This is a genomic window from Mesorhizobium sp. B2-3-7 (assembly GCF_006442695.1).
Lineage (GTDB): Bacteria > Pseudomonadota > Alphaproteobacteria > Rhizobiales > Rhizobiaceae > Mesorhizobium.
Window position 1 is genome coordinate 23226 of record NZ_VFVV01000011.1, and the last position, 25904, is coordinate 49129.

The window sequence follows — 25904 nt, forward strand, 5'->3', positions numbered from 1 at the left end:
GTTTGATTCGCTTTGAACGGGACCGTCATGAGCAAAGCCCTCACGTCCTTCGCCCTGGTCGCGGTGCTGACAGCGCTGCTCATGGCCTTGAGCCTGGTGGTGGCCAGGCACGGCTACCCCTACGGTGCGATCGGCGTCAGGCGCCTCGACGGCATTGCCGATGCCGGGATGTTCATTCCACTCGCCGCCGTCTATTTCTTCAGCGCGCTGCTGATGATGATCCTGCCGATCAGAGCCGCCAGCATCGTGCTCACCCATGCAGCCGATGCCATCTTCTGGACCGTGATCGTGCTCCTTGCCTCCATCGTAGGCTGTCTCGTCGCCAGATGGGCATTCGGCCAGCGCGACGCCCTATGGGCGCTGCTGAACTGGCGGTTCCTGTTTGCGGCGGCTATCGTCGGTTGCCACTTCGTCATGAACGAGCTTCGCCGCAACGTGCTCTTGCGCAGTCTGTTTTTCGTTATCTTCGCGGCGGCCACGCTGGCCTGCCTGTTCTGGTCGTTCACGCTCTGAGAGCCGTTTCGATCCACGTCCAGAGATAGGATGCCAGGCCGCGATCGACATGGATGCGCAGTCGGTCCCGGTGGCGGTAGGCGATGGCGCTGACGCAGGCGAAGGAAAGTGCGGCACTGGCGCTTTCCTTGTTTGGGTCAAGCGTTGATCCGCGCGCGATGAAAGCGTCGATCGCCGAGCCTTTGACCTCGAACACATGAAGTCCAGCGCTGATCGCCGTCACCGCGAAACCTTCCGCGCGCCAACCCGCGGCGATGGCGAGCGGTGTGCTCGACACGACGAGCAGGCGGTCGCGCGCCAGACGCGCCGCATAGCGGTCACCTTGCGCGCTGCCAAAGGCGCCCACGCCGTTGCCATCCATGCCGGATCTCCGCGCCCAGGCGTCGAGGTTGCCGCTGACCAGCAATTGGTGAAGGCCCGGGATCGTGCGCGCCTCGAGACCCGGTGCACTGATGGTTGCCGACTGCCAGTCCGGCGCTACCGGCCATTTTTGGGCGAGATCACGCATTGAGCCGGTCTCCTGCCGGGTCGAAGGCGCATGGCGAGGTGATCGTCGCCGTCATCGCCTTGCCGAGATGCTGGATTTCGATCGTTTCGCCGTGGCGGGCCGCGCCGCGCTCGATCAGGCCGAGCGCAACCGGCCGGCCAAGCGTGGGGCTCCGGTAGCTCGATGTGACAAAGCCCTGGCTGCGCAGCTTGCCGCCGCTACGCTTGATGCCATGCGCGCCAGTTGGCAGCGGCGCTTCGCCGGACGGGACCGCCAGCCCGACCAGCTGCATGCGGTCGCCGCGCGAAGCCTCTTCGGTGAACAGCGAGCGGCGGCCGACGAATTCGGTCTGGCGCTTTGCCCGCGGGCCCTCGACGCCGAGGTCGTGCGGCAGCGTGGTGCCGTCGGTGTCCTTGCCGATCACGATGAAGCCTTTCTCGGCGCGCAGGATCATCAGCGCCTCGAGGCCGATGACAACCGCATCGAACGCCTGCCCGGCGTCGCGCAGGCGCGCCCACAAAGGCTCGGCGCGATCGGCCCGGATGGAGATCTCGTAGCTTCTGTCGCCGGTGAAGCTGACGCGGGTGATGCGCACCTCGTCGCCGTCATAGCTGCCCTGGCCGACCGCCATGTGCGGCAGCTCGCCATCCTCGAGCGAAAGGCCGAGATCAACCGTCTCGAGCAGTTTCCGGGCGTTCGGTCCCGAAACGGTCACGGTCGCCATTTCCGCGGTGGCGTTGTGGATGTAGACCGCGCCGCGCCCGAACCGGTCCTGGCGCCACTCCTCCAGCCGCGCATGCACGGCGGCCACGTGCGAGGACGAGCACGACACGACGAAGCGATGCTCGTCCAGCCGCACCAGCACGCCGTCGTCGAAGACCACGCCGTTCTCGGACAACATGAAGCCGTAGCGGCAGCGGCCCGGCTTCAGCGTCGACATCGTGTTGTAATAGACGAAATCGACGAACGCGGCCGCCTTGGGTCCGATCACCTCGATCTTGCCCAGCGTCGAGCCATCGAACAATGCGACGGACTGGCGGGCGCGGCGCGCCTCGTCCTGGATCGAGCGATCCGTATCGCCGCCGCCGCCGTAGTGGGCCGGGCGCAGCCAGCCGCCATACTCCTGGAACACGGCGCCGCTGGCACGATGCACGCTCTCCAGCGGCAGCCGCCGCACCGGCGCCATCAGTTCGCCGCCGCGCGCGCCGGCGAAGCTCGCCAGCGGAACCGGCGTGAACGGCGGACGATAGGTCGTGGTGCCGACTTCCGGCACCGTGCGGCCGGTGATCCCGGCCATCAGCGCCAGGCCCGGCAGGTTGGAGGTCTTGCCCTGATCGGTCGCCATGCCGAGCGTCGTGTAGCGCTTCAGATGTTCGACCGAGACGAAATTTTCGCGCGCCGCCAGCTCTATGTCCTTCACCGTCACGTCGTTCTGGTAATCGATCCAGATGCGTCCCTTCGAACCCGGCGTTGGCCATGCCGCTACTATCCCGCTGGTCGCCTCCGTTCCGCTGCTGCGCGACACTGCTGCCTTCGTCGGGCCGAGCGACGCGACGGCTTTCTGCGAACCGGCGAATACCTCCGACAACGAAACCGCGCCGGCGGCAGCTCCGGCCACCGCTATGGCCTCGACCGGGTCGCCCGGCAGGAAGGCCGCGCGCGCCTCGCTCCAGGCGAGCTTGCCCTTGGCCTGGCCGAAGAGATGGATGGTCGGTGTCCAGCCGCCCGACACCAGCACGCAATCGGCATCGAGCCTGGTGCCGTCGTCCAGCATCACACCCTCGACGCGCAGCTTGCCGGCCGCGGCGGTGAGCGCGCGGCCCTTGAGCATCCGCACCTTGGCGGGCGCGGCGGGCATACCGTCGCGCCTGATGTCGACAAGCGTGACGTCGGCGCCGGCCTCGGCGGCCGCCTCCGCCACTTCATAGGCGCTGTCATTGTTTGCGGCGACGATGATATGGCGGCCGGCCAGCACCGCATGGCGCCTGAGATAGCTGAGCGCCGCGTCCGCCGAGAGAATGCCCGGCAGGTCATTGTTGGCGAATGGCAGGGGCCGCTCGATGGCGCCCGTCGCCAGCACGATCCGGCGCGGCCTGACCCGCCACAGCGTGTCCGGCCGGCCGTCGAAATGACGCTGGTTAAGCCCGACCAGATTATGGTCGTAGATACCGAATGCGGTGGTCGAAGGCAGGACCAGGTGACCGCCGGCGGAAAGCCCCGCAACCGTCTCCTCGACCCACACGGCCGCCGGCTTGCCGTCGACCTCGCCGGCGCGGTGCCCGAGCGACCCGCCGGGCTTTTGCTGGTCGTCGACCAGCATGACGGAGCGGCCCGCGCCGGCCGCCAGCCTTGCCGCTGCCAGCCCGGCCGGTCCGGCGCCGATCACCAGCACGTCGCAATGATGGTTGATCTGGTCGGCCGGGCCGGGCGACGTCCAGTCCTTGTCGACCTGACCCAGTCCCGCCATGGCGCGAATGCGCGGCTCGAACCTGTGCCAGTCCGGCCACATGAAGGTCTTGTAGTAGAAGGCGGCCGGAATGAAGCGGGAAAAGCGGTCGAGGAAGGCGTTGCGGTCGGCCAGCGCATTGGGTGTCGCGTTGACGCTTTTGGCGACCAGCCCGTCGCGTGCCGGCTCGGTCGTCGTACGCGTGTTCGGCGTCGCCCTCGGGCCGCTGATATCCACCAGCGCGTTCGGCTCTTCGACGCCCGCGCCCCAGATGCCGCGCGGCCGGTGGTATTTGAAGCTGCGGCCGACGACCGCGACATCGGCGGCCAGCAGCGCGGAGGCGATGGTGTCGCCTGTGAATCCCTGCACGGTGGCGCCGTCGAAGCTGAAGCGGATCGGGCGCGAGCGGTCGATGGCGCTGCCGCCCGTGGCAAGGCGCGAGGCCGTCACGCCGCGTGCTCCCCGCCCAGGGCAGCCGAAGACAGCACCTTGTGCGTAACCGTATCACGCTCCATGACGAAGAATTCGCCGCAGTTCATATGCAGCCATATCTCGCGCGCCGCGCCTTTGGGGTTGGAGCGCAGATAGAGATAGTTGGCCCAGTGCTCGATCGGCACCTCGGCGCCCTCAGGCCTGACATTGCCGGCATCGCCGCCATAGTGGAATTCGGTCTCGTCGCGCGGGCCGCAGAACGGGCAAGGGAAAAGCTGCATGGCAAACCTCAGTCTTCGTCTTTATGCATGTCGTTGCCCTAAGGCCGCTCGGCGCTTTTGCGCGACATGCATCAATGCGCGATGCCGGAACCAGCCGCTTCGTCGATCAGCCGCCCGCTGGCGAAGCGGTCGAGATCGAAGGGGCGGCTGATGTCGTTGTGCCTACCCGTTGCCAAAAGGTTCGCCAGAAGCGTGCCGCCGGCGGGGATCGCCTTGAAGCCGCCCGTGCCCCAGCCGCAATTGAGGAACAGATTGGGCAGTGGCGATTGACCGATGATCGGCGAGGAGTCGGGCACGACGTCGACGATCCCGGCCCATTGCCGCATCAGCTTCAACTGGCCGAAGATCGGGAACATTTCCAACAGCCCCGCGATCACCCCCTCCAGCGTCGGCAGGTTACCGCGCTGGGCATAGGAGGGAGTGCGGTCGAGCCCGCCGCCGATGACGATCTCGCCCTTGTCGGACTGGCTGACATAGACGCCCGTGCCGGGCGACAGTACCACCGTGTCGAGGATCGGCTTGACCGGTTCGGTTACGCAGGCCTGCAGCGCATAGGAATTGATCGGCAGCCGAAAGCCGGCCTTGGCCGCCAGCACCGAGGAATGTCCTGCCACGGCCATGCCGATGCGGTCCGCGCGGATGGCGCCACGCGTCGTCTGGACGCCGCGGCAGCGCCCGCCCTCGACGATGAAGTCGGTGATTTCGCAGTTCTGGATGATGTCGACGCCGAGTCGGCTCGCGGCCCGTGCATAACCCCAGGCGACCGCGTCGTGGCGCGCGGTGCCGGCCCGGCTTTGCCAGATGCCGCCGAACACGGGAAAGCGCGCATTGGCCGTGAAATTGTAGATCGGCGCCACCCGGCGCACATCCTCGGGCGAAAACAGCTCCGCATCGATGCCGTTGATCTGCATGGCATTGACTGTGCGTGCCCCGATCTCCATTTCGCCGGTCGAGTGGCACAGGCTGACCATGCCGCGCTGCGACAGCATGACGTTGTAGTTGAGGTCCTTCGACAGTCCCTCATAGAGCCGGTGCGCCAGCCCATAGAGCTCGACGCTCTGCGGATAGTAATAGTTGGAGCGCACCACGGTCGTGTTGCGGCCGGTATTGCCGCCGCCGATCCAGCCCTTTTCCAAAACCGCTACTCTGGCGATGCCGTGATTCTTCGCCAGGTAATAGGCCGTCGCCAGCCCGTGGCCGCCGCCGCCGATGACGATCGCGTCGTAGGACGGCTCCGGCTCGGGCGAGCGCCAGGCCGGCTCCCAGCCGGTCTGGCCGGCGAGGCCTTCCTTCAAGAGCGACAAAGCTGAATAGCGTCTGGTCATGGCGTGCTGGAGGAGGTTGGTTCAATGGGGTGAGGCGTAACGCGATTGTACATATATGTCTAGTTCGTGCCGTGGTGTGAAAGCGGCGGCTGTCGCTAACGGCTGCGCGAAAGCGTTTCCTCGACATAGCGTGAAAAATCCTCGACATCCTGCGCCGTGGGCTCCTGGCCGGTGAAGCTGCGCAGATAAGACGCGACGTGCGGCAGGCGGCTGCTCATCGGTTCGTCGAGCTCGAGCGAGTAGTAGCCGATCTGCATGAAATAGAGCACGCGGGCGCGCACGAAGGCGTCTTCCTCGTCATAGCCGTGGCGCCTGAACATGTCGCGAATGGCGTCGACGCGCTCCTCGTCGGCCTCGTCGAGAGCCCGCCTGATGGCGGGCGATCGCCGGGCCCACGCCCTGATCGCGAAATCCAGCTGCGGATCGAACAGCTTCTCGTCCACCCAGCACTCGAAGATGCTCATCACCCCGCGGATGACGGTCGCGGAAGGCCGCGCGGCGCGTTCGACGATGAACCTTGTATTGGTCTGCCGCCAATAATCCAGCAATTGGTCGAGCAGGTCCTGGCGGCTCTTGAAGTACCAATAGAAACTGGAACGCGACACATCGAGCTTCTGGCCGAGCGTCTGCACACGGACGCTTTCGACGCCGTCCGAAATCAACGTTTCAAGCGCGAGCTTGAGCCAGTCTTCCCGGGTGACCTTGATGTTGCCGGTGGCGCCGGCGCGCTGGGTTGTCGTGTCGGTGGCTTCCATCGGCACGACGCATGACACGCCGCCCCGGGCAAATCAAGACTATGGACATATATGTACAGACCCGTTTCGCGGTGATTGGAACGATGTGTCGCCGAACCTGTTGGGCCAAGGACGACGCGACGCGGGCAGCAGGTCGCGCGGGGCCGCGAACCGAGAGACTTTGTCGCGGCCGTCCGCGCAAAGCGTGCTTTCCCGCAGCGCAATTGTCTGGCAAATACAATCACACAGATGCCGCCGCGCGGCGAACCAGCAGGAAAGACACGACATGGCACCGCTTCGACAGAACCTCATCGACGGCGAGTGGGTCGGCGATGCCGGCTCCCGCAACATCAACCCGTCCGATACCGGCGACATCGTCGGCGAATACGCTTCCGCAGGTGTCGAACAGGCGGCACAGGCGATCGCCGCGGCCAAGGCGGCCTTTCCCGCCTGGTCGCGCTCGGGTCTGCTGGTCCGCCACGCGGTGCTGAAGAAGACGTCGGACGAGATTCTGGCGCGCAAGGACGAGATCGGCCGCAACCTGGCGCGCGAGGAAGGCAAGACGCTGGCCGAAGGCATTGGCGAGACCATTCGAGCCGCCCAGATCTTCGATTTCTTCGCCGGTGAGACACTGCGCCTCTCGGGCGAAGTCGTGCCCAGCGTGCGGCCGGGCGTCGGTGTCGAGATCACGCGCGAAGCGGTCGGCGTGGTTGGCATCATCACCCCGTGGAACTTCCCGATCGCCATTCCCGCCTGGAAGATCGCCCCGGCGCTTGCCCACGGCAACACCATCGTCTTCAAGCCGGCGGATCTCGTTCCCGAGAGCGCCTGGACCATCGTCGACATACTGCACCGTGCCGGTCTGCCCAAGGGCGTGCTCAACCTCGTCATGGGCAAGGGCTCGGTGGTCGGCCAGGCGATGCTTGACAGCCCGGACATCAACGCCATCACCTTCACCGGCTCGGTTGGCACCGGCAAGCGCGTCGCCGCGGCGAGCGTCGAGCACATGCGCAAGTTCCAGCTCGAAATGGGCGGCAAGAACCCGCTGGTGGTGCTCGATGATGCCGACCTCGCTACGGCTGTCGATTGCGCGATCAACGGCGCTTTCTTCTCGACCGGTCAGCGCTGCACGGCTTCGTCCCGGCTGATCGTGACGAACGGCATTCATGACCGTTTCGTCGAAGCGCTCAAGGAACGGATGGACAAACTGGTCGTCGGAGATGCGCTCGACGCGCAGACCCAGATCGGTCCCGTTGTCGATGCGACGCAGCTCAAGCAGGACGAAGACTATATCGCCATCGGCGTCAGGGAAGGCGCCACGCTCGCCTTCGGCGGCGAGCGGCTCGACCGCAAGACGCCGGGCTTCTTCCTGCGGCCGGCGCTGCTGACCGATGCCACCAACGCCATGCGCAGCTCGCGCGAGGAGATTTTCGGGCCTGTTGCCAGCGTCATCCGCGTCAAGGACTACGACGAGGCGCTCGCCGTCGCCAACGATACGCCATTCGGGCTGACGTCCGGCATCTGCACGTCCAGCCTCAAGCACGCCACGCATTTCAAGCGCAATTCGGAGGCCGGCATGGTGATGGTCAACCTGCCGACGGCGGGTGTCGATTTCCATGTTCCCTTCGGTGGCCGCAAGGGCTCGAGCTACGGTCCGCGCGAACAGGGCCGATACGCCATGGAATTCTACACCACCGTGAAGACCGCCTACACGTTTGCAGGCTGATCGGGGCGCCGGCTGACCGGGCCGGCGAAGCCTTCGCGTGCACCAAGAGACAAGGCGATGACAGTTCAAGACAAGGATCTGACCTGGCTCAATCCGCCGCCGCATCATTCCATCGACGGCGATGCGGTTCATGTGCGCACCGGCAAGGAGACGGATTTCTGGCGCGAGACTTTTTATGATTTCTGGCGCGACAACGGCCATTTCCTCTACAAGCGCGTAGAGGGCGATTTCACCGCGGAAGTCACCGTCACCGGACGTTATGAGGTGCTCTACGACCAGGCGGGGCTGATGCTCCGCCTCAGCGAAACGCATTGGATCAAGGCCGGCATCGAATATACCGACGGCGTGATGTACTTCTCGGTTGTCGTCACCAACGATGCCTCGGACTGGTCGTTGGCCACCATTCCGGCCGGTCCGGACGGCGTTGCGATCCGGTTGACCCGCCATGCCGAGACCATCCGCGTCCAGTACCTGGATGTCTCCGACGGTCATTGGAAGCCGGTGCGGCTCGCCTACTTCCCGGTCTCGAAGGCGGTCGATGTCGGCATGATGTGCTGTTCGCCGCAGCGCGAAGGCTTCGAGGTCACTTTCACCGGCTTTTCGGTCGGCCCGCCGATTTCGCGGGACCTGCACGGCTGAAGCCCGCGCCAACGCCGACGGGACACAAGTGTCATCGCCTGGACCACGCCAGCCAGCGTGCCGCCAGATGCCTCCACAAAGGGGTGAACCGCGTTCGCCGGTAAGCGTCGCCGGCCATTTTGATGCCTTGCGCCTGTGTCGGGAAGGGATGGATGACGTCGGCCAGCGCGTGCAATCCCATGCCCGACCTGATGGCGAGCGACACCGCGTTGATCATCTCGCCGGCATGGGCGGCGACCACGGTCGCACCGAGGATGCGGTCTGATCCTTCCCTGACATGGATTTTGACGAAACCCTCTTCCTCGCCGTCCATCACCGCGCGGGCGACATCGTGCATCAGCACCGTATAGGTCTTGACCGGAATGCCGTCGCGTCGCGCCTCCACCGGATAGAGGCCGACATGGGCGATTTCCGGATCGGTGTAGGTGCACCACGGAACGACCAATTCGCTCAGCCTCTTGCGCCCGAGAAACAGGGCATTCTGCACGACCATGCGGGCTGTTGCTTCAGCGGTATGCGTGAATTTGTAGTCGAGGCAGACATCGCCCGCCGCATAGATGCGCGGGTTTGAGGTCCTGAGATAATCGTCCACCTTGATGCCTTTGGCATCGTGGGCAACCCCCGCCTCGTCGAGGCCAAGACCGTCGACATTGGGCGAGCGGCCTATGCCGGTGATGATCTCGTCGACGGAAATGGTCGTCGTGTCGCCGTCCCGCACCAGGTCGGCGAGCTTCTTGTCGCCTTCCCTGCGCACCGCCACCACTTCGGTGTTCAGTCGGACCTCGACCCCCTCGCGCGCCAGCGCTTCCGAAAGGATCTGCGCGGCGTCGCGTTCCTCGCCGGGCAGGAACATCGGATCGCTCTGCGCCAGGATGACCTTCGCACCGAGCAGGCAGAAGGCCTGCGCTGTCTCGCAGCCAAGCGGCCCGCCGCCGATGACCAGCAGCCGCTTCGGGCAGTCGACAAGGTCGAACATCGTCTCGTTGCTGAGATAGCCGGCCTCGACCAGGCCGGGAATGGATGGAAACTCCGGCCTCGCGCCTGTCGCAATCAGCGCCTTGCGAAAGCGCAGCGTCGTTCCCGCGACGGTCACGCAATCGCTTCCGTCGAACCGGGCTTCGCCGAAATGAACGTCGATGCCCAGCGCAGCAAGCGCCTCTGCGCTGTCGGCATGGCTGATCCGTTGCCGGATGCGCCGCATCCTGGTCATCGCGCGCTGGAAATCGACGCGAAGATGGTCCGGCGCATCGGCTCCGAAATTCTCGGCATCGCGCATGTCGGCATAGAGCCTGGATGTGCGGATGATCGACTTGGACGGGATGCAGCCGGTGTTGATGCACGTGCCGCCGATCAACCCGCGTTCGATCAGCGCCACTTTCGCGCCGAGGCTTGCCGCTTCGCTCGCCGCCGTCAGGCCGGCCGGCCCGGCGCCGACGACGACGAGATTGTATGCTCCGGTGGGCGGCGGGTTTCGCCAATGCGGCGGATGGGCGCCCCTGACCAGCTCGACATCATTGTGGTCGGCCGGAAAACCGGCAGCTTTCGTCCCTTCAAGCGACATCGCGGCCATCCGGGCTTGCCGGCTGCGACAGCCATCCGCCTGTGAACCCCGCCTTGTTCAGGCCGCGGCGGATGTACTGGTTGGAACGCATCAGCTCCCACACCAGGCGCGAGCGGTGGTTCTCGATCATCATCACCACTATGCCTTGGTCGAGGCCGAAATGGCCTTCCGACACCCAGCCGTCGCGGCCAAATTTTCGCCGGTTGGCCAGCGTCGGGTTGAAGCCGCTCGGCAGCCGGAAATTGTCGATCACCTGGGGGTAGCGATCCGCGAGATGGCGCAGCGCCGCCATGCAGATGTCAGGCGCGAAAGGCAGCGACGCCGGATAGGACCACGGCGCGATCGTGCCGTCGTCCGGCCCGAAAGGCGCACCGCGCGCGACGTAGCCGGAAAACCGGCGCCGCCGCCGTTGTATGCTGCTGCGAAAGCCACCCGGTCCGTCCCCGGCCGAAAGCCCCCAGAGGTTCTCTCCGTATCCATCATAGCCATGGGGGTTGTGCCGAGCATAGTCGCGGTGCAGGTAGGTCGAGCGGCGGCTGTTTTCGAAATAGTCCGAATTCTTCTCGCGCATGAAAGCGTCGCGGATGCCGGCGAAATCGATCCAGGCATGAGAGAACTGGTGCATGAACAACGGACCGCCATAAAGCACGTCGTAGCCGTAGATGTTTTCCCACTGATAGGTCGCCGTCCAGCCCGCGTAGCTGTCGTCGGACGTCGGGCTGTCGGGCGAGGCCATCGACAGGACATAGAGGATCGTCGCCTCATTGTAGCCTTCCCAGCCATAGTGGAGAAAGCCGCTCTTCGGTTTCCAGCCCTGTCGCAACGTCGGACTGCTGCCTTGCGCCCATCGCCAGTCGACGCGCCGGTAGAGTGCCTCGGCCAGCCGGCGGATTTCGGCTTCCTCGTCATTGTCGCCCCGGAAATAGGCGCCCGCCACGAGAATGCCGGCCATCAGCAATGCCGTATCCACCATCGACAGTTCGCAGCGCCACACCCGAAGTCCGGTGCGAATGTCGAGGAAATGATAGTAAAAACCCTTGTGGCCGGTGACGTCAGCGCCACTGCCTTGCGTGCTGGTCCAGAAGAAACGCAGCGCGGCGAGCGTCAGGTCCACCGCTGCTTCCCGCTCCATCCAGCCGCGCTCGACCCCGATCGGATAGCAAGAGAGCGCAAAGCCTACGACCGCGATGCTGGCCGGTGAATTCGACCGCGACGTGTCGGCGACCAGCCCGTTTGCGGGGTTCACGTTTTCCAGAAAATAGCCGAAGGCCGCGCGCTGGAAACGATCCAGAAGGTCGTCGTCCGACAGGATGGCAGGCTCGACCTTAAGCAAATGCGGCAAGCTCCGGTCCGGTCGTCGCGATTGTCGGAGAAAGGTGCAGGAATTGCGCGCGGGCCGAACTGTCACGCCTGGTCATGTCTTCTCCCTCATTGTTGCCGTTGCCGGGTTCCGGCTTCGGCCACTGTACGCTTGTCCAGCTCCGTTGGTTGCTTCCTCACGCGCAATTGTAGTGGCTTGCCGCCAGCCGGAAAGCGCCGCACCACATCAGTAGGTGGCGCGGCCGCCGGAGACGTCGAAGACGGCAGCCGTCGTGAACGAACATTCCTCCGAGGCGATCCAGCAAATCAGCGCCGCCACCTCGTCGAGCTCGCCAAAGCGCGCCATCGGTATCTTGGAGAGCATGAAATCGATATGCTCCTGGCTCATCTGCTTGAAGATCGCCGTGCGCACCGCCGCCGGCGTGACGCAGTTCACGGTTATGCCGGTCTTGGCCAGTTCCTTGCCGAGCGATTTGGTCAGGCCGATCACCGCGGCCTTGGATGTGCTGTAGGCGGAAGCGTTGGGATTGCCTTCCTTGCCGGCGATCGAGGCGATGTTGACGATGCGGCCGTAATTGCGCTCCAGCATGTGCGGGACGAGCGCCTTGTTGCAGTAGAAGACACCGTTGATGTTGATGTCGATGACCAGACGCCAGTCCTCCACCGGATAGTCCCAGGCGGTCATGTTGGGACCGGTGATGGCGGCGCTGGTGATCAGGATGTCGACCCCGCCATGCGCCTCGATCGTCGACCGCGCCGCCCGATCCACCGCCGCCGGGTCGGCGACATCGACGGTCTGGCCATGCAGCGCCGGGATCGAAGCCCTGGCCGCTTCGATCTGGGCGGGATCGCGGTCCCAAACCGAAACGCGCCCGCCTTCTTGGACCAACCTCTGTGCGACGGCGAGGCCGATGCCGGATGCGCCGCCCGTAATCACCGCCGAGCGTCCGGCAAACCGTTCCGCGAAAATCGTCGGCATCTCATTTTCCCCTGTCCTGGCGCAAATCGGCTCCGCTCGGCGAAACCATGTTCGGGGGTGACTGTGAGGTCGCCGCCGGCCAAGTTCAAGCCGGCATGCACCTCGATCGTCTGGGCCAATCCCTGAGGCGCGTTATGCCGGGCTCCCCTCGATCTGCCTGTCCAGCGCTTGCACCAGCGCCAGGCCTATTTGTCCGAGCGGTACAGGAAGAACTGCAGGAACAATTCCCGCTCGGTGGTGATGTCGAGTTTCTCATAGATGCGCCGGCGATGGTTCTTGACCGTGCCGACGGTGATGCCGAGCCGCTCGGCAATGTTGGCGGTCGGATGGCCGGCCAGGATCAGTTGCACGAGCTCCCTTTCCCTGAGCGACAGTTCCGGCCACAGGCTCGCCGGGATTGTGGGCTGCTGGCGCGGCGAGGCGCCGGGGCTGGAGGGCGCCGAACTGCGCGAGAAATCGCTTCCACGCGCCTTGATGTCGAGCGCGTGCAGCGCCTCGAACACCGGCAGCCGCTCGGTCAGCAGGGCGATCTCGCTGTCCTTGAACGCCGTCGTCGAGCGATCGAGGAAAATGCCGAGGCACCAGTCGCCGCCATCGGCCAGCATGATGCCGACTTCATCGCATATCTCCGATTGCGCGAGGAAGCCGGCTATGTACTGGCCGCGTTTCGCCTCGTCGTCGGCCAGTCGCTTGAGCGGCATGATGCCCAGCCGGCGCTCGCGCCGCCAGGAAGCGTAGAAGGGGTCGAACACGTAGTAATTATCAAGATAGCGCCGCACCATCTCGTCGGAGAAGCGCCGGTGCTTGACGAATTGCGGCGTCTGCGTCGCCGAGTAGCGCGTCACCGTCACCAGGTCATGCGCGATGTCGGCGCCGATCAGGTCGATCAGGCAGTCGACATGCCTGTCGGTGCCGGTGGCGGCGATCGCCATGGCGAGCGGCGCCCAGATGTTGCCCATGCGCATGCCTCTTTTTCGGCGACGAGCTCCCGCCCGTCATTGTGCCTTTAGGCATATGGCGCGATCCGGTCCCGCGAATCTAGCCTGTGGTCATGCTCGGCAAGGGAAGGCGACCCGTGGACCATATCTCTACCAATCCCATCGTCATCGGCATCGACGCCGGCGGCACCATGACCGACACCATCCTTGTCGATCAGGACGGCCGCTTCAAGATCGGCAAGTCGGCAACGACGCCGAAGAACGAGGCCGAGGGGTTCCTCGCCTCGGCCGAGGACGCGGCGGACGCCTGGGGCATCTCGCTCGAGGCCCTGTTTTCGGGCGTCAATGTGGTGCTCTATTCCGGCACCGGCATGCTCAACACGCTGCTGTCGCGCACCGGCAGGAAACTCGGCCTGATCACCACCAAGGGCCTTGAGGACATGATCCTGATGGGTCGCGGCCTGCAGGCCTGGGCCGACTATTCCTATGCCGACCGGCTGCACGCTGTGACACATCATCATCCCGATCCGCTGGTGCCGCGCCGCCGCACTCACGGCGTCACCGAGCGCATCGATCAGTTCGGCGACATCATCCTGCCGCTCTACGAATATGAGGTCCGTGCCGCGGCGAAAAAGCTGATCGCCGACAAGGTCGAGGCGGTCTGCATCATGACGATCTTCTCGCATGTCAATCCGGTGCATGAGAAGCGCATCGCCGAGATCTGCCGCGAGGAGATCGCCGCCGCCGGAGCCGACATCCTCGTCTACAGCAGCCATGAGGTGCGCCCGGTCATCCGCGAGCAGTCGCGGCTGAACTCGGTGCTGATCGAGGCCTACGCCACCTCGCGCGGCCGCAAGCAGCTCAAGGGGATCGAGGACGTCTCGAAGAAATACGGCTTCAGATATGGCGTCCAGACGCTGCTCTCCTTCGGCGGCCTCACCTCGATCAACCATCCGCGCCTGCACGAAACCATGATCTCCGGCCCGATCGGCGGCATTTTGGGCGCGGCCTATGTCGGCAAGCTGATCGGCAATGATTCCTTGATCTGCTCGGACATGGGCGGCACCTCCTTCGACATGGGCGTCATCACGCGCGGCCAGACCCGGATCGAGAACGAGCCGCTGATGGACCGGTTCAAGCTCAATGTGCCGACGCTGCATCTCGACACGATCGGCGCCGGCGCCGGCATGATCCTCAAAGTCGATCCGCTGACGAAGAAAGTTTCGCTCGGGCCGGAAAGCGCCGGTGCCGATCCCGGCCCGATCTGCTTCGCCAGGGGCGGCACCGAGCCGACCATCGCCGATTGCGACGCCATCCTTGGCCGGCTGAACCCGCATTATTTCCTCGGCGGCAAGGTCGTGCTGCAGGTCGAGAAGGCGCGCAAGGCCTTCAAGGAAAAGTGCTCCCGTCTGCTCGGCGTCGGCGTGGATGAAGCCGCCGAAGGCATGATCGACATGCTGGAAGCAGACGCCAACAACGCGCTGCGCCGCGTCATCTCCGGCCAGGGCATCCATCCTTCGGAGTTCACATTGCTTTCCTATGGCGGCTCGGGGCCGTTGCATCTGGCCGGCTGCTCCAGGGGCATCGGCTTCAAGGATATCATCACCTTCCAGTTCGCGGCCGCCTTCTCCGCCTTCGGCTGCACCACGGCGGATTTCATGCGCCGGCATTCGGTATCCACGCAGATCGACATCGGCGCGCGCGCAAGCGAGGCCGAACTGCTGGCCTTCGGTGCCAGAGTGACCGCGGTCTGGGACGATCTCACCAGGGCCGCGGTCGACGAGATGGTGGCCGACGGTCATGCGCTGGACAAGATCAGGACGGTGCCGTTCCTGATGATGCGCTATACCGGCCAGCTCGAGGACGTCGAGGTGATGGCGCCCCTATCGGCCATCAATTCGGCCGACGACATGCGCAAGGTCATCGACGAGTTCGAAGCGGTCTACGCCAAGGTCAACCATCGCGTCTCGCGTTATGGTGAAGCCGGCTTCTCGATCACCGAACTCGGTCTCATCGCCACCGCCGACAAGGTCAAGCCCGTGCTGCTCAAGCGGCCGCTCGGCCCCTCAAGCCCCGCATCCGCGCACAAGGGCGTGCGCGAGGCCTATATTGGCGGCCGCTGGCACAAGGCCGATCTCTACGAGATGGATCTTCTGCTGCCGGGGCATGAGGTGACCGGCCCGGCCATCATCGAACACCCCGCCACCACCCTCGTCGTCCATCCGCGGGACCGTGTCTTCGTCGACGAATGGACGCTGCTCCACTACTCCCACGCTTGAGAGGGCGAACGCCATGCTGGACAAACCCGCCTCCGCCCTGCGCCTCCGCGAGCGGCTGATCGAATCCGAACGGCTCATGGACGAGACCGGCTGCTATGACGGCATTACCGATCTCGAACTGCGCAACCAGGATCCGCTGAAATTCGAGACGCTGCACACCAAGCTGCGCGCCTACTGCGTCTCGGCGCGCGAGATGGCGCGTCGCATCTCGGCTTCGCCCGGCGTGCGCGAGGTCGGCGAGATGGTCGTCGCCATCTACACGCCCGAGGGCGACGCGATCGCGCTCTCCAACGGCATCATGGTGCATGTGCACACGATGAGCCGCTTCATCAAATGGATGATCAGACAAGGCTACGAGGAAAATCCCCGCATCGTCGACGGCGACATCTTCGCCAACAACGACGCCTTCATCGGCACGGTGCAGGTGCCCGACGTGATGGACGTGGTGCCGATCTTCCACTCGGGCAAGCTCGTCGGCTGGGCCGGCGCCGTCTGCCATGAGCTGGAGGCCGGCGGCATCACGCCGGGCGGCGACGTGGCGCTGGCCCAGGAGCGCTTCACCGAAGGCCTGTTCGTCTGTGCCGAAAAAGTCGGCCAGAACGACGAACTGCGGCGCGACTACGTGATCCGCTGCGAGCGCAATCTGCGCATGCCCATCTACTGGGTGCTGGACGAGAAGGCCAAGGTCGCCTCCTGCATCGACATGCGCGAAAGCGTCAAGGCGCTGATCGACGAGATCGGCCTCGACTACTGGATGAAGGTGTCCAAGGAATTCATCGAGGAGGGCCGCCGCGCGCAACTCGCCCGCACGCGGCAACTGACCGTTCCCGGCATCTATCGGGGGCATACTTTTTACGGTCACGTCACCAAGGGCAAGCCGGGCTACCAGCCGCTCGGCGACCCCGACTGGCTCTACAACATTCCGATCGAAATGGAGATCACCACGGGCGGCAAGATCATCATGGATTTCGAGGGCACGCAGCCCTGGGGCTACCATTCCATGAACTGCACGCCGGCCGGCATGGATGGCGGCATGTTCGTGACGCTGACCCAGCACATGAATTTCGAAGGCCTGGTCAATGACGGCGCCTGGATGGCGACGGAGCTGAAGCTGCCGCATGGCACCTGGACCAATCCCGACAATGAGATGGTGGCCACCGCCACGTCCTGGGCGCTGCTCTTGCCGGCTTATGGCGTCTTCCAGCGGCTCCTGTCGAGATCATTCATCGCCCGCGGCTTCGTCGAGGAGGCCTTCGTCGGCCAGGTCAACAGCCCGATGATCGAGATGGGGGGAACCAGCCAGTACGGCACGCTGTTCGGCATGGCGCATTTCGAATGCGCGGCCGCCGGTTCCGGCGCGCTTGCCATCAAGGATGGGCTGGACACCGCCTATGTCGGCTGGAATCCTGAATCCGACATGGGCAACATCGAGATCTGGGAACAGAACATGCCGATGGTCTATATCGGCCGTTCAATCGTTGCCAATTCCGGGGGCGCCGGCAAATATCGCGGCGGCTGCGCCTTCCTGTCGACCTGGCTGGTCAGCAAGACCGACCATCTCCGGCTGGTCACCTCGGAACACTCCTCGCGCGTCTTCGACAATGGCGGGCTCTGCGGCGGCTATCCGGCGCCGACCTGCCAAAAACACCGTGCGGTGCGCGACAGCAACATCTTCGAGCTTGCACAAAAGGGCGCGCCGCTGGCGCACCATACCGGCACCAATCCTTATCGTTCCGAACTCGAGGTCCGGCTCGAAGGCCAGCACGTGACGATGGAAGGGCCCTATATCACCGCACCCCACAAAACCGGCGACGTGTTCACCCATTCCTACAATGGCGGGGGCGGCTATGGCGACGTGCTGGAGCGCGACCCGCTCAAGACAGCATCGGACGTCGAGAACGGCTATCTCACCAGGGAAGCTGCCGAAAATGTCTTCGGGATCGTGCTTGACGAGGACGAGGACGGCTATCCCGTCGCCAATCTCGAAGCCACCAAGCGCCACCGCGCCGAGATGCGGTCGCGCCGGCTCGCTCGGGCCAGGCCGGTCTCGGAGTGGATGGCCAAGGAGCGCGAGCGGGTGAAGGCGGTCGATTTCGCGCCCGAGGTGAAGAAGATGTATGCCAGCGCCATCAAGCTCTCGCCGCGCTTCACCAGGGATTTTTCAACCTTCTGGGATGTCGACGCCAAATCGACCTTCGGCGTGGAGTAGGGACCATGACCTCATACAGCAAGGAAGTCATCGCCGATCTGGTCGCGGGCACCCTGCCTTGGCCGCAGACGCGCCGCGTCATGAGCGCCTACAAGGACGACGACCGGTTCTTCAAATATGTCGCGGTTTTGCAGGACCGTGTCGGCTGGAGCGATCCGATACTGCTCCCTGTTGGCGACCACCTCTTCATCTGCCAGAGCGGCGATGAGCGGGTAACCCGTTGCGAATGCGGCCATTCCTTCGGCGACTACCGCAAGAACTGGAAGCTGAAGGCTTCGATCATCGTGCGCGACAGCGAGGAGGCGCTGCGCGAGATCTATCCCAACAGCGACCTGCCGGATCCCGAATGGATGGAAATCCGCGAGTTCATCTGTCCGCAATGCGGCACGCTGCACGAGGTCGAGGCCGCGGCGCCGGGTTATCCCATCGTCCATGATTTCGAACCCGACCTGGAAGGTTTCTACCGCGATTGGCTGGGCAAGCCGCTGGAGCCGCTGGAGCCGATGGACAAGGAAAGCTGATGGCAAGGACACAAGTTTCGTCACCGGCTCCGAAGGTTATGTTGGCCTATGAAGTTCAGATACTCTCGGGACTGATGGACCGTCCCGTGCCGCGCGGAGGCCATGCCCGATGACAAACCTTTCCGGCCGCGGCGCAATCGTCACCGGTGGCTTCTCCGGAATGGGCCTGGCGATTGCCACGGCATTGGCGCAGGCCGGCGCCAATGTCGCCGTCGGTTCCTATGTCGCACCTGGCGGCGTGGAGAGATCCGACGCCGCCTACTATCCCGGCGCTGACGAGATAGAGCGCGTGCGTTCGGCTCTCGGCGCGCATGGAACGAGGATTTACACCGCCCATCTTGACGTGCGCGACACCGACGTCACGAACCGTTTCGCGGCCGACGCCGAGGCGGCGGTGGGTCCTGTCGACATCCTGGTCAACGCCGCCGGCACCACGGCCGAGCAGCCGGTCTGCGGCCATTCCGACGCGCTGTGGGACAAGATCGTCGACACCAATCTCACCGGCGCCTTCCGCGCCACCCGCGCTGTGCTGCCCGGCATGATCGAGCGCGGCTGGGGCCGCATCGTCAACATCGGCTCGACCGCCGCCTCGGTCGGCTGGAAGGACAATCCCGCTTACTGCGCCTCCAAGGCCGGTCTCCTCGGCCTCACCCGTTGCGTGGCGCTCGAAGGGGCGGCGCATGGCGTCACCTGCGTCATGATCAGCCCGACCTGGGTCGAGACCGAACTGATGCGCCGCAACGTGGCGCAGGTCGTCGAGCGCGAGGGCAAGGGCCGCACGGCCGAGGACGCGATGGCCGAGATCGCCAGGGGCAACCCGCAGCAGCGCATCCTCCAGCCGCAGGAGATCGCGGCGCTGGCCGTGTTCCTCTGCTCGGATATGGCCAAGGGCATCACCATGGAAAACATACAGGTCACCGGCGGAGCACTTTGGTAGCGCGCACGGCTGGTTGCGGCGTCGATGGAGAGGCCGGCAATGGAAAGAGAAGTCCGATCCCGTCCGGGCGTGTCCCGGACCTGATCTCTCGGCGCTCGCCTGGCTGTAAGACAAGGTGACCGCATTTGCCATTGAGCGCGCGGCGCGATAGGTTATATTGCACTGCACAATGGAGATGCCGTCGATTGCACCCTTCTTACGGAGATGCCTGCCGGCTACGCGGCGGTCCGGGGTAGGCTCGGCGAGAACCTGAGATGAAGATTCCAAAGTCCTTGCTGGTCGATCCCGAGAGGAACTCGGTCTACGGCAGTTTTGCCGTTGCCGTCTCGGTCTGGGCATTCTCCTACTCCGTCATATTCGGCCAGGTGCTGATCCTGGCCTATTATGCGGTGTGGCTGCCCCTCATCATGGTCGACTACAGGCGGTTCCTGCGGCATCTGTCCAGCGCCTGGCTGCCATTGTCGTTCGCGGCCTATGTATGCTTCTCCGTCTTCTGGTCGGATGCTCCCGGCATCACCGCGAGAACGGCCGTCCAGTACTTCTCCCACATCGCCTGCGCCTATGTCGCGGCGCGAGCCGTCAGTGTGCGGACCCTGACAATAGGCGCCCTGGTCGGCATATTCGTCGTCCTGCTCTACTCTCTCAAGGTCGGGGCCTATTCCGAGGACGTCCTCGACGGCACTTATAATTTCGTCGGCGCCTTCGCCTCCAAGAACCAGATCGGCTTCGTCGCCTCGCTCGGTATCTATTTCAGCGTCGTCTTCATCGCCTTCCTCAGGCACGGCCGGCTAAGCCTGTTCCTGACGGTGCCGGTGGTGCTTTTGTCGGCCTATCTGCTGGTCATCTCGCATTCGGCCACCTCGATGGCCTCGACACCGGCGGTGCTGGCGCTGGTGATGCTGCTTGCCATGAGCAAGGTGCTGTCGCGACGCTATCGCCGGGTGATCTTCCTGATCGGCGCCGGCATGCTGGTCGTCACAATCCTTGTGGCGCTGAACCTCGGCCTCATGGACTTCGTCCTCGGCCTGTTCGGCAAGGATTCGACGCTCACCGGACGCACCTATCTGTGGGAGCAGGGCTGGAACGCCGCGCAGAGGTCGCCCATGCTCGGCGTCGGCTATGCCGCATACTGGGTCCAGGGTTTTGCCGAGGCCGAGCGCCTGTGGAACGAGTTCTACATCACCACCCGCACCGGCTTCCACTTCCACAATACCTACATCGAAGCCCTTGTCGAACTCGGCTTCGTCGGGGCGACGCTGGTTTCGCTGGTCATCCTGCGCACGCTCTACGGCCATGTCTCGGCGGTCGCGTTCGGAACATGGCGGGCGGATTCGGTCGTTCTGGCCGGCGTCATGGTGCTGCTCCTGATCCGCTCCTTCGTCGAGGTCGAGATCCTCAACCCCTACATCATGGGTTCCTTCCTGATGTATTTCAGCTTCTTCAAGCTGGCGCGACTGCCCGTTGCCCGTCCTCGCCTGTCTGCGGCAAGGATCGAAGAGGCAAATGCCGCCAGAGGCTGGAGCGGCCCCGAGCCTGGCACGGACGCCGCTCGATGAATACCGATCGGTTTCCCGTTTGGGATTGCGTCAAAGCAAGGCGATAGAGCGGCTGGCGATTCCCTCAAACGCCGCCCCGCTCCAGCAATTTCAGGAAAGTGTGTACGGCTTCCCCGGGAAACGCGCGCAGCGCTTTCCGTCCGGAATTGCGCAAAAACAAAGGGATAGAGCAGCTCACCGTTTTCGTGAACGGTGAGCTGCTCTTATCTCGGCCGTTCGACCACTTACTGGCTGGGCATTGGCGCCAGCTTGACCTTGATCACATCGCCCGGCAACACGGGGGTGTCTTCCTTGACCGCAATCTCGCTCGTCTTGCCCTCGGCAGCGCGCAGCAGTGAATAGATCAGGGTGGGCTCTTCGTTGGTTGCGCTGGCGGCCACGGTGGCGGGATCGGTGGCCTGGGCCATCAATCCTTTCTGCATGTTGACCCTCAGCGCGGCCTCGTTCAGGTCGGCTTCGGTCTGCTGCCGGTCGGCGGCGAGGCTCGAGCTCAGCGTGTTCTGGGCATCGATGGCATCCTGCGTTGCCTTGCTGATCGCTTGCTTGGCGGTGAGGATGGCCGTTTCGTAGTCCAGGATCTTGCCCTGAAGGTCGGTGACGGACTGTTGCGAATCCAGCAGTCTTGCGTTGGCGACCAGGCCTTTCTGGGCCAGCGGACCGATGCTGGTGAGTTGCTGCTGCGCCAGGTCGACCTGCTTCTGCTGGTTGACGATCTTCTTCTGCAGCGATTCGATCTCGGCCTGCAGAACCCCTTTCAGATCGCTGAGCGCCTCGAGCTTCAGCTTCAGCGCCTTCTGGTCAGCCGTGAGGATCGTCATCTCGTCCGCGACGATGGCCTGCAGTCTCGGATCGCCCTCGACCTCCTTCGGCACGTCGAAGCTCGACTTGCCCGCAAGGTCGGCATCGATGCGCGCGCGCTTGACGATCAGTCGAACGCGCTGATCGTCATATATATCGAAATTGCCTTTGGCGGTGACCAGGTCCTTGCCGAGCTGCGGGCCGTAGTCGGCGCTTCGCCGGATGCCGCCGGCGATGCTGACCGCCTTCAACACCGTAAGATCGGGCACATAGGGGAATTGGCCGGGGTTCTGCACCTCACCCGAAATATAGAACGGCCGGAACTGCGCCATTTCGACCGATGCCTCGGGCCGATCCGACAAAGCGAGCTTGTGCTGCAGCGCCTCGCCGATCGCCGCCGCGACTTCGGCCGTTGTCTTGCCGGATGCCGGCAGCTCGCCGACGAAAGGCACCGACAGCATTCCGGCCGGCCCGACCGTGTATACGCCATTCACCGCCGACCAGTCGCGGAACGTGCCTTCGACGGTCTGCCACTCCGCGATACGGATGGTGAGCTTGTCTTGCGATCCGAGATGGTACTCGTCGGCAATGGCGATCCGAGGCAGGGCGAGCGACAGGGCCAGGCAACTGGCTACGAGCCGCAAACGCCGCGAGCGGCTCGAATGCGGGCCGCTGCAAAAAACTTCGAACATGTCTATCTTCAACTGAATGTTCCGATCCGCTTTGGCCCCACCAGCCCGATGAGCCTGCGCCCGATGCCTGCCGGGAGAGATCCCCCGCGTGCGATCCGGTTCGCGACCGCTCAGTAGCAGCCGCGCGACATCCAGACAGCCGGAACTGTCTTGATGATGATGCGAATATCCTCAAAAAGTGACCAATTCTCGACATAGTGGCGATCGAACGCGACTCGGCTGTCATAGGAGACGTCGTTGCGGCCGCTGACCTGCCACAGGCCGGTCAGGCCGGGGCGGGACTTCAGGTAATACACAGCGGCGCTGCCATAGATCTCCAGTTCGTCGCGCACGACCGGGCGAGGTCCGACAAGGCTCATGTCGCCCTGAAGGATGTTGATGACCTGCGGCAACTCATCGAGACTGAGTTTCCTCAGGACCGCGCCGACCCGGGTGACGCGCGGATCGTTCTTCAGCTTGCGGGTGGCTATCCATTCCGCCTTGGCTTCCGGATTGGCCGCCAGATAGGCGGCCAGCACCCTTTCGCCGTCCGGCACCATGGTGCGGAACTTGAGACAAGGGAAAACCCGTCCGCCACGCCCGATTCGCCGGTGACCGTAAAAAATCGATCCGCCATCGGAGAATTTGACGAGCAGCGCTATCATCACGAACAGCGGGCTGAGAGCGATCAGGGCGGCCAGTGAACCGGCAATATCGAAACTGCGCTTGATAAGGCCGCCGATCGGCGGTGGAAAATCGACGCCAGCCTGCGAAAACTCCGCTGTGGCCGACTTGGCAACATCCCTCATGCCAAAACTCCATGCGTTGACCGGATGGTTTACGGCACGATATCAAAAAAATGTTGCAGCGCAACACACAATTTCCCGCACCTTTGAAATAGTCACGTCATGAATTGACTAAATAATAAGCGCGCCCTGCACAAATTTCGGAATATTTAGCACATTTATGACAATAAATGGGCATAGCCGGAAAAATAGAGGCGCTTTTGGGGCAGCTTCTAGGCGGGGCGTTCTTTATGCCCTTGAATGGAGCTCGTTGGTGCTTTAGAGCGGCACGATATTCGGTGGTATTCATATAAAATACTATTCAATATTGTAGATTCTACTGAAAAACACCAAAGAGCCGAAGTTGCGCGTAATCCCGTCGTGTGCGTTGCAGCATGAGCGAGTCGAGCGCAAAAGCTCACCTAAAAATAAATGCAGTTGCCCTTGCGGCCTTTTGCTCGCCTTAATAGAATTGCAAATTATACCTGTCAAAGTGGCGACAGGTTGAAAGGCCGGAAGCAACCGGCCGGGAGCGGGCGACTTAACAAGCCCGCATGACAAGGGACGACGCTCGGGTGGGGCAACGATTGGAATATACCCGGGCCGGTTTGTGGGCTGTTGGGTATGTCGCTTCCAAAATTCATCGTTGGGATGATTTTCGCTCTTGCGATCGTCGTTGGCTGGTCATGGCTGGGCGGCGCTTCAATAGGCACGACGCTGCTGCGCGTCATCATTTGTGCCGTGGTCATCCAGGCGGGCTACTTCGTGCTCGTCTATGCCATGATCGTCAAAAGCGCGCCGACGCCGGCCGACAGGACACGCGAGGCCGAAAGAAAGCTGAGTTCGGCCGAGGTGGCCGAGGGTGAAAAGCTGGGCGGCGCCGGGCGAAGCCTTCACTGACCCAGACCAGGCTGGCCTCAGGCCACGTCGGCGGGTTCGGACTCAGATTGTTCGCCCGAAAGCATCCGGGACAACCGGCTTCCTGCTTTCGCCTTCAGCCGCCGATATTGCCCGACCTCGACGACACGGCCGTTTTCCATCGCGACCACCCAGTCGGCGAACGCGATCATCGATGGCCGGTGCGCGATGGTCAGGATCGTCATCGAGCCGCTCAGCCCGTCGATCGATTGCGCGATCAGTGCCTGGTTTTGCCAGTCGAGCGCGCTGGTCGCCTCATCCAGGATGAGCAGTGACGGCTTGCGCAGCAAGGCGCGCGCCAGCGCGATCCGCTGGCGTTCGCCGCCCGACAACCGCACGCCGCGGTCGCCGACCACCGTTTCCAGCTTGAGGTCGAGCCGTTCGACGAATTCGGCCGCATGGGCCGATCGCAATGCGGCCCACAGTTCATCGTCGCTTGCTTGCTGTGCGGCCAGGCGTAGGTTCGCCGCGATCGTGTCGTGCAGGAGAAACACGTCCTGCGGCACGTAGGCGACCTGGTCGCGCCAGCCCCGGCGATTGGCGGCGTCGATCTCGACGCCATCGACGAGGATCGTGCCGGCTGTCGGCTCGAGCAGGCCGAGCAGCATGTCGGCGATCGTGCTCTTGCCTGATCCCGAAGGGCCGATAAGGGCGGTGACCTTGCCGGCCGGAAGGCCGAAGGTGATGTCGCTCACCACCGTCTTGGCGGCGCCGTCCTCGTAGGCGAAGGAGACGCCGCGAACATTCAGTCCGAAATCGAGCGACAGCTTTCGAGCGTCCTGGATCCCGGCATGGCCAGGTTCCCGCTCGGCGTCGAAACGCATCTGCAGGCTGCGCATCGCGGCATAGGCGGGCAGGTTGATCAGGACCTGCTGCGCTTGCGTCTGCATGTCCATGAAGCGCGGCGCGATGCGCATGAAGACCAGCAGCAGCACCACGATCTCGGCCAGTGAGAGGTCGAAGCGAACCAGCGCCACATAGATGAACAGGCTCAAGCCGATCACGCTCGCCACCTGGAACAGGGCGGTGCCGGTCGAGCTGTTGCGCACATAGGCGATGTTGTCGGCCTTCATCCTTTCGAGTGTCGCCTGCAACTGCGCGAAATAGGTCGCCTCGATGTTCAGGCTCTTGGCCACCTTGATGCCGCCGAGGAATTCCGAGACCGTCCGGTATTGATCCTGCCGGTTGGTGGTCAGGACCTGGCCAAAGGCGGTCGCCCGCGACCGGAATGGCCGCAGCGCGAGGAACATCAGGATGCCAATGACCACGGCGAACAGCGTCATGACCGGCGAAATGAACATGGAGATCACGAGATAGCCGGCCAGAAGCACGGCGATCTGCACCAGCATCAGCAGCGAGAAGGCCGCGCCCTGGACGCGGTCTATGTCCCCGGTCAGCGCATGGTCGAGGTCGGAGCCGCGCATGCGCGTGAAGACGCCCCACCGTGCCTTGCCGATGCTTTCGAACAGGTTCATGCGCAGGCGGTTGATGAAATCGAAGAGAAGCCTGGCCATGTAGACCGACTTGAAGCGGTTGAAGGCGGCCTGCAGCGCGACCAGCGCCACCAGCATGCACAGCATCGTGGTCAGCTTCAGCGTGCCGTCCGGCACCAGCCAACGCATGAAATCATTGTCGGGCAGCTTGATCGCGAAGTCCTGGCCGGAGCGTCCGACCAGCTGCAACAGCGGAACCAGCAACAGGATGGAGATGCCTTCGGTCAGGCTGCCCAGGATCAGGAAGAGCAGCGCCGTCCAGGCCCGCCGCCCGCCTATCTGGGCGATAACGGCGCCGAACCCGGCGATTTCCCGAAACAATGACGGGCGAAGGAGCGATGATTTCGACATCTCCT

At 63.9% G+C, this 25904-nt stretch carries 21 protein-coding genes; 9 read left to right on the forward strand and 12 right to left on the reverse strand.

The annotated features are described in order from the left end of the window. Positions 1–27: 27 nt before the first annotated feature. The gene (locus tag FJ940_RS21110) at positions 28–513 is read left to right on the forward strand and encodes a hypothetical protein (protein WP_140497235.1); all 486 of its coding nucleotides are present in this window, start codon (positions 28–30) and stop codon (positions 511–513) included. Here FJ940_RS21110 and FJ940_RS21115 read toward each other — a convergent pair. The 5 genes from FJ940_RS21115 to FJ940_RS21135 form a co-directional block, all read right to left on the reverse strand. After that, positions 503–1021 (reverse strand): hypothetical protein, encoded by a 519-nt coding sequence (locus FJ940_RS21115; RefSeq protein ID WP_140657798.1) that lies wholly within the window; start codon positions 1019–1021, stop codon positions 503–505. The genes FJ940_RS21110 and FJ940_RS21115 overlap by 11 nt on opposite strands. After that, entirely contained in the window at positions 1014–3896 is a 2883-nt protein-coding gene (locus FJ940_RS21120) for a sarcosine oxidase subunit alpha family protein (RefSeq protein WP_140580570.1), read from the reverse strand. Before FJ940_RS21120 ends, FJ940_RS21115 begins: the two co-directional genes overlap by 8 nt. After that, a complete protein-coding gene (locus tag FJ940_RS21125) occupies positions 3893–4159 on the reverse strand; it encodes a sarcosine oxidase subunit delta (protein ID WP_140580568.1) in 267 nt (88 codons plus the stop codon). Before FJ940_RS21125 ends, FJ940_RS21120 begins: the two co-directional genes overlap by 4 nt. A 71-nt stretch (positions 4160–4230) precedes the next feature. Further along, positions 4231–5484, reverse strand: a complete 1254-nt coding sequence (locus FJ940_RS21130; RefSeq protein ID WP_140580566.1) for a sarcosine oxidase subunit beta family protein — start codon at positions 5482–5484, stop codon at positions 4231–4233. A 95-nt stretch (positions 5485–5579) separates the two neighbouring features. Then, positions 5580–6239, reverse strand: a complete 660-nt coding sequence (locus FJ940_RS21135) for a TetR/AcrR family transcriptional regulator (RefSeq protein WP_181165292.1) — start codon at positions 6237–6239, stop codon at positions 5580–5582. Positions 6240–6504: 265 nt separating this feature from the next. Between FJ940_RS21135 and FJ940_RS21140 the strand changes: the two genes are divergently transcribed. Together FJ940_RS21140 and FJ940_RS21145 are read left to right on the forward strand one after the other, a co-directional pair. Continuing rightward, the gene (locus FJ940_RS21140) at positions 6505–7944 is read left to right on the forward strand and encodes an aldehyde dehydrogenase family protein (RefSeq protein ID WP_140512893.1); all 1440 of its coding nucleotides are present in this window, start codon (positions 6505–6507) and stop codon (positions 7942–7944) included. Between the two features lie 57 nt (positions 7945–8001). Continuing rightward, positions 8002–8583 carry a DUF1349 domain-containing protein gene (locus tag FJ940_RS21145; protein ID WP_140523515.1) on the forward strand — a complete coding sequence of 194 codons (582 nt, stop codon included), beginning with the start codon at positions 8002–8004 and terminating at the stop codon, positions 8581–8583. A 31-nt stretch (positions 8584–8614) separates the two neighbouring features. On the opposite strand, the gene FJ940_RS21150 is transcribed toward FJ940_RS21145, so the two are convergent. The 4 genes from FJ940_RS21150 to FJ940_RS21165 form a co-directional block, all read right to left on the reverse strand. After that, the gene (locus FJ940_RS21150) at positions 8615–10144 is read right to left on the reverse strand and encodes a mercuric reductase (protein WP_140580565.1); all 1530 of its coding nucleotides are present in this window, start codon (positions 10142–10144) and stop codon (positions 8615–8617) included. Further along, positions 10134–11477: a glucoamylase family protein gene (locus FJ940_RS21155; protein ID WP_140513546.1), complete on the reverse strand. Its 1344-nt coding sequence runs from the start codon at positions 11475–11477 to the stop codon at positions 10134–10136. Before FJ940_RS21155 ends, FJ940_RS21150 begins: the two co-directional genes overlap by 11 nt. Positions 11478–11690: 213 nt before the next feature. Next, positions 11691–12443: an SDR family NAD(P)-dependent oxidoreductase gene (locus FJ940_RS21160; protein ID WP_140497219.1), complete on the reverse strand. Its 753-nt coding sequence runs from the start codon at positions 12441–12443 to the stop codon at positions 11691–11693. A 185-nt stretch (positions 12444–12628) separates the two neighbouring features. After that, complete coding sequence (locus tag FJ940_RS21165) at positions 12629–13408, reverse strand: helix-turn-helix transcriptional regulator (protein WP_140657800.1); 780 nt, start codon at positions 13406–13408, stop codon at positions 12629–12631. Between the two features lie 86 nt (positions 13409–13494). Between FJ940_RS21165 and FJ940_RS21170 the strand changes: the two genes are divergently transcribed. The 5 genes from FJ940_RS21170 (at position 13495) to FJ940_RS21190 (ending at position 20883) form a co-directional block, all read left to right on the forward strand. After that, entirely contained in the window at positions 13495–15660 is a 2166-nt protein-coding gene (locus FJ940_RS21170; protein WP_140657802.1) for a hydantoinase/oxoprolinase family protein, read from the forward strand. Between the two features lie 13 nt (positions 15661–15673). Then, positions 15674–17869: a hydantoinase B/oxoprolinase family protein gene (locus FJ940_RS21175; RefSeq protein ID WP_140497213.1), complete on the forward strand. Its 2196-nt coding sequence runs from the start codon at positions 15674–15676 to the stop codon at positions 17867–17869. 5 nt (positions 17870–17874) lie between these two features. Continuing rightward, positions 17875–18390, forward strand: a complete 516-nt coding sequence (locus tag FJ940_RS21180) for an acetone carboxylase subunit gamma (protein WP_140512904.1) — start codon at positions 17875–17877, stop codon at positions 18388–18390. Between the two features lie 109 nt (positions 18391–18499). Next, positions 18500–19327 carry an SDR family NAD(P)-dependent oxidoreductase gene (locus FJ940_RS21185; protein ID WP_140523531.1) on the forward strand — a complete coding sequence of 276 codons (828 nt, stop codon included), beginning with the start codon at positions 18500–18502 and terminating at the stop codon, positions 19325–19327. A gap of 254 nt (positions 19328–19581) precedes the next feature. Next, positions 19582–20883, forward strand: a complete 1302-nt coding sequence (locus FJ940_RS21190) for an O-antigen ligase (RefSeq protein WP_140523534.1) — start codon at positions 19582–19584, stop codon at positions 20881–20883. A gap of 224 nt (positions 20884–21107) precedes the next feature. Here FJ940_RS21190 and FJ940_RS21195 read toward each other — a convergent pair whose 3' ends face one another. Next, a complete protein-coding gene (locus FJ940_RS21195; RefSeq protein ID WP_181171603.1) occupies positions 21108–22373 on the reverse strand; it encodes a polysaccharide biosynthesis/export family protein in 1266 nt (421 codons plus the stop codon). 110 nt (positions 22374–22483) lie between these two features. Further along, entirely contained in the window at positions 22484–23161 is a 678-nt protein-coding gene (locus FJ940_RS21200; RefSeq protein ID WP_140497203.1) for a sugar transferase, read from the reverse strand. 600 nt (positions 23162–23761) lie between these two features. On the opposite strand from FJ940_RS21200, the gene FJ940_RS21205 reads away from it, so the two are divergent. Next, positions 23762–24037 carry an exopolysaccharide production repressor exox gene (locus FJ940_RS21205; RefSeq protein WP_140512914.1) on the forward strand — a complete coding sequence of 92 codons (276 nt, stop codon included), beginning with the start codon at positions 23762–23764 and terminating at the stop codon, positions 24035–24037. Positions 24038–24054: 17 nt separating this feature from the next. Here FJ940_RS21205 and FJ940_RS21210 read toward each other — a convergent pair whose 3' ends face one another. Then, complete coding sequence (locus FJ940_RS21210) at positions 24055–25899, reverse strand: ABC transporter ATP-binding protein (protein WP_140580559.1); 1845 nt, start codon at positions 25897–25899, stop codon at positions 24055–24057. Positions 25900–25904 lie beyond the last annotated feature (5 nt).

What these genes read in the sequence shown, in the direction of transcription:
- FJ940_RS21145 (WP_140523515.1), top strand. Translation starts at nt 8,002, where the DNA reads ATGACAGTTCAAGACAAGGATCTGACCTGGCTCAATCCGCCGCCGCAT.
- FJ940_RS21110 (WP_140497235.1), top strand. Translation starts at nt 28, where the DNA reads ATGAGCAAAGCCCTCACGTCCTTCGCCCTGGTCGCGGTGCTGACAGCG.
- FJ940_RS21170 (WP_140657802.1), top strand. Translation starts at nt 13,495, where the DNA reads ATGCTCGGCAAGGGAAGGCGACCCGTGGACCATATCTCTACCAATCCC.
- FJ940_RS21205 (WP_140512914.1), top strand. Translation starts at nt 23,762, where the DNA reads ATGTCGCTTCCAAAATTCATCGTTGGGATGATTTTCGCTCTTGCGATC.
- FJ940_RS21140 (WP_140512893.1), top strand. Translation starts at nt 6,505, where the DNA reads ATGGCACCGCTTCGACAGAACCTCATCGACGGCGAGTGGGTCGGCGAT.
- FJ940_RS21165 (WP_140657800.1), bottom strand. Translation starts at nt 13,408, where the DNA reads ATGCGCATGGGCAACATCTGGGCGCCGCTCGCCATGGCGATCGCCGCC.
- FJ940_RS21135 (WP_181165292.1), bottom strand. Translation starts at nt 6,239, where the DNA reads ATGGAAGCCACCGACACGACAACCCAGCGCGCCGGCGCCACCGGCAAC.
- FJ940_RS21200 (WP_140497203.1), bottom strand. Translation starts at nt 23,161, where the DNA reads ATGAGGGATGTTGCCAAGTCGGCCACAGCGGAGTTTTCGCAGGCTGGC.
- FJ940_RS21150 (WP_140580565.1), bottom strand. Translation starts at nt 10,144, where the DNA reads ATGTCGCTTGAAGGGACGAAAGCTGCCGGTTTTCCGGCCGACCACAAT.
- FJ940_RS21115 (WP_140657798.1), bottom strand. Translation starts at nt 1,021, where the DNA reads ATGCGTGATCTCGCCCAAAAATGGCCGGTAGCGCCGGACTGGCAGTCG.
- FJ940_RS21125 (WP_140580568.1), bottom strand. Translation starts at nt 4,159, where the DNA reads ATGCAGCTTTTCCCTTGCCCGTTCTGCGGCCCGCGCGACGAGACCGAA.
- FJ940_RS21195 (WP_181171603.1), bottom strand. Translation starts at nt 22,373, where the DNA reads ATGTTCGAAGTTTTTTGCAGCGGCCCGCATTCGAGCCGCTCGCGGCGT.
- FJ940_RS21175 (WP_140497213.1), top strand. Translation starts at nt 15,674, where the DNA reads ATGCTGGACAAACCCGCCTCCGCCCTGCGCCTCCGCGAGCGGCTGATC.
- FJ940_RS21180 (WP_140512904.1), top strand. Translation starts at nt 17,875, where the DNA reads ATGACCTCATACAGCAAGGAAGTCATCGCCGATCTGGTCGCGGGCACC.
- FJ940_RS21190 (WP_140523534.1), top strand. Translation starts at nt 19,582, where the DNA reads ATGAAGATTCCAAAGTCCTTGCTGGTCGATCCCGAGAGGAACTCGGTC.
- FJ940_RS21210 (WP_140580559.1), bottom strand. Translation starts at nt 25,899, where the DNA reads ATGTCGAAATCATCGCTCCTTCGCCCGTCATTGTTTCGGGAAATCGCC.
- FJ940_RS21185 (WP_140523531.1), top strand. Translation starts at nt 18,500, where the DNA reads ATGACAAACCTTTCCGGCCGCGGCGCAATCGTCACCGGTGGCTTCTCC.
- FJ940_RS21160 (WP_140497219.1), bottom strand. Translation starts at nt 12,443, where the DNA reads ATGCCGACGATTTTCGCGGAACGGTTTGCCGGACGCTCGGCGGTGATT.
- FJ940_RS21130 (WP_140580566.1), bottom strand. Translation starts at nt 5,484, where the DNA reads ATGACCAGACGCTATTCAGCTTTGTCGCTCTTGAAGGAAGGCCTCGCC.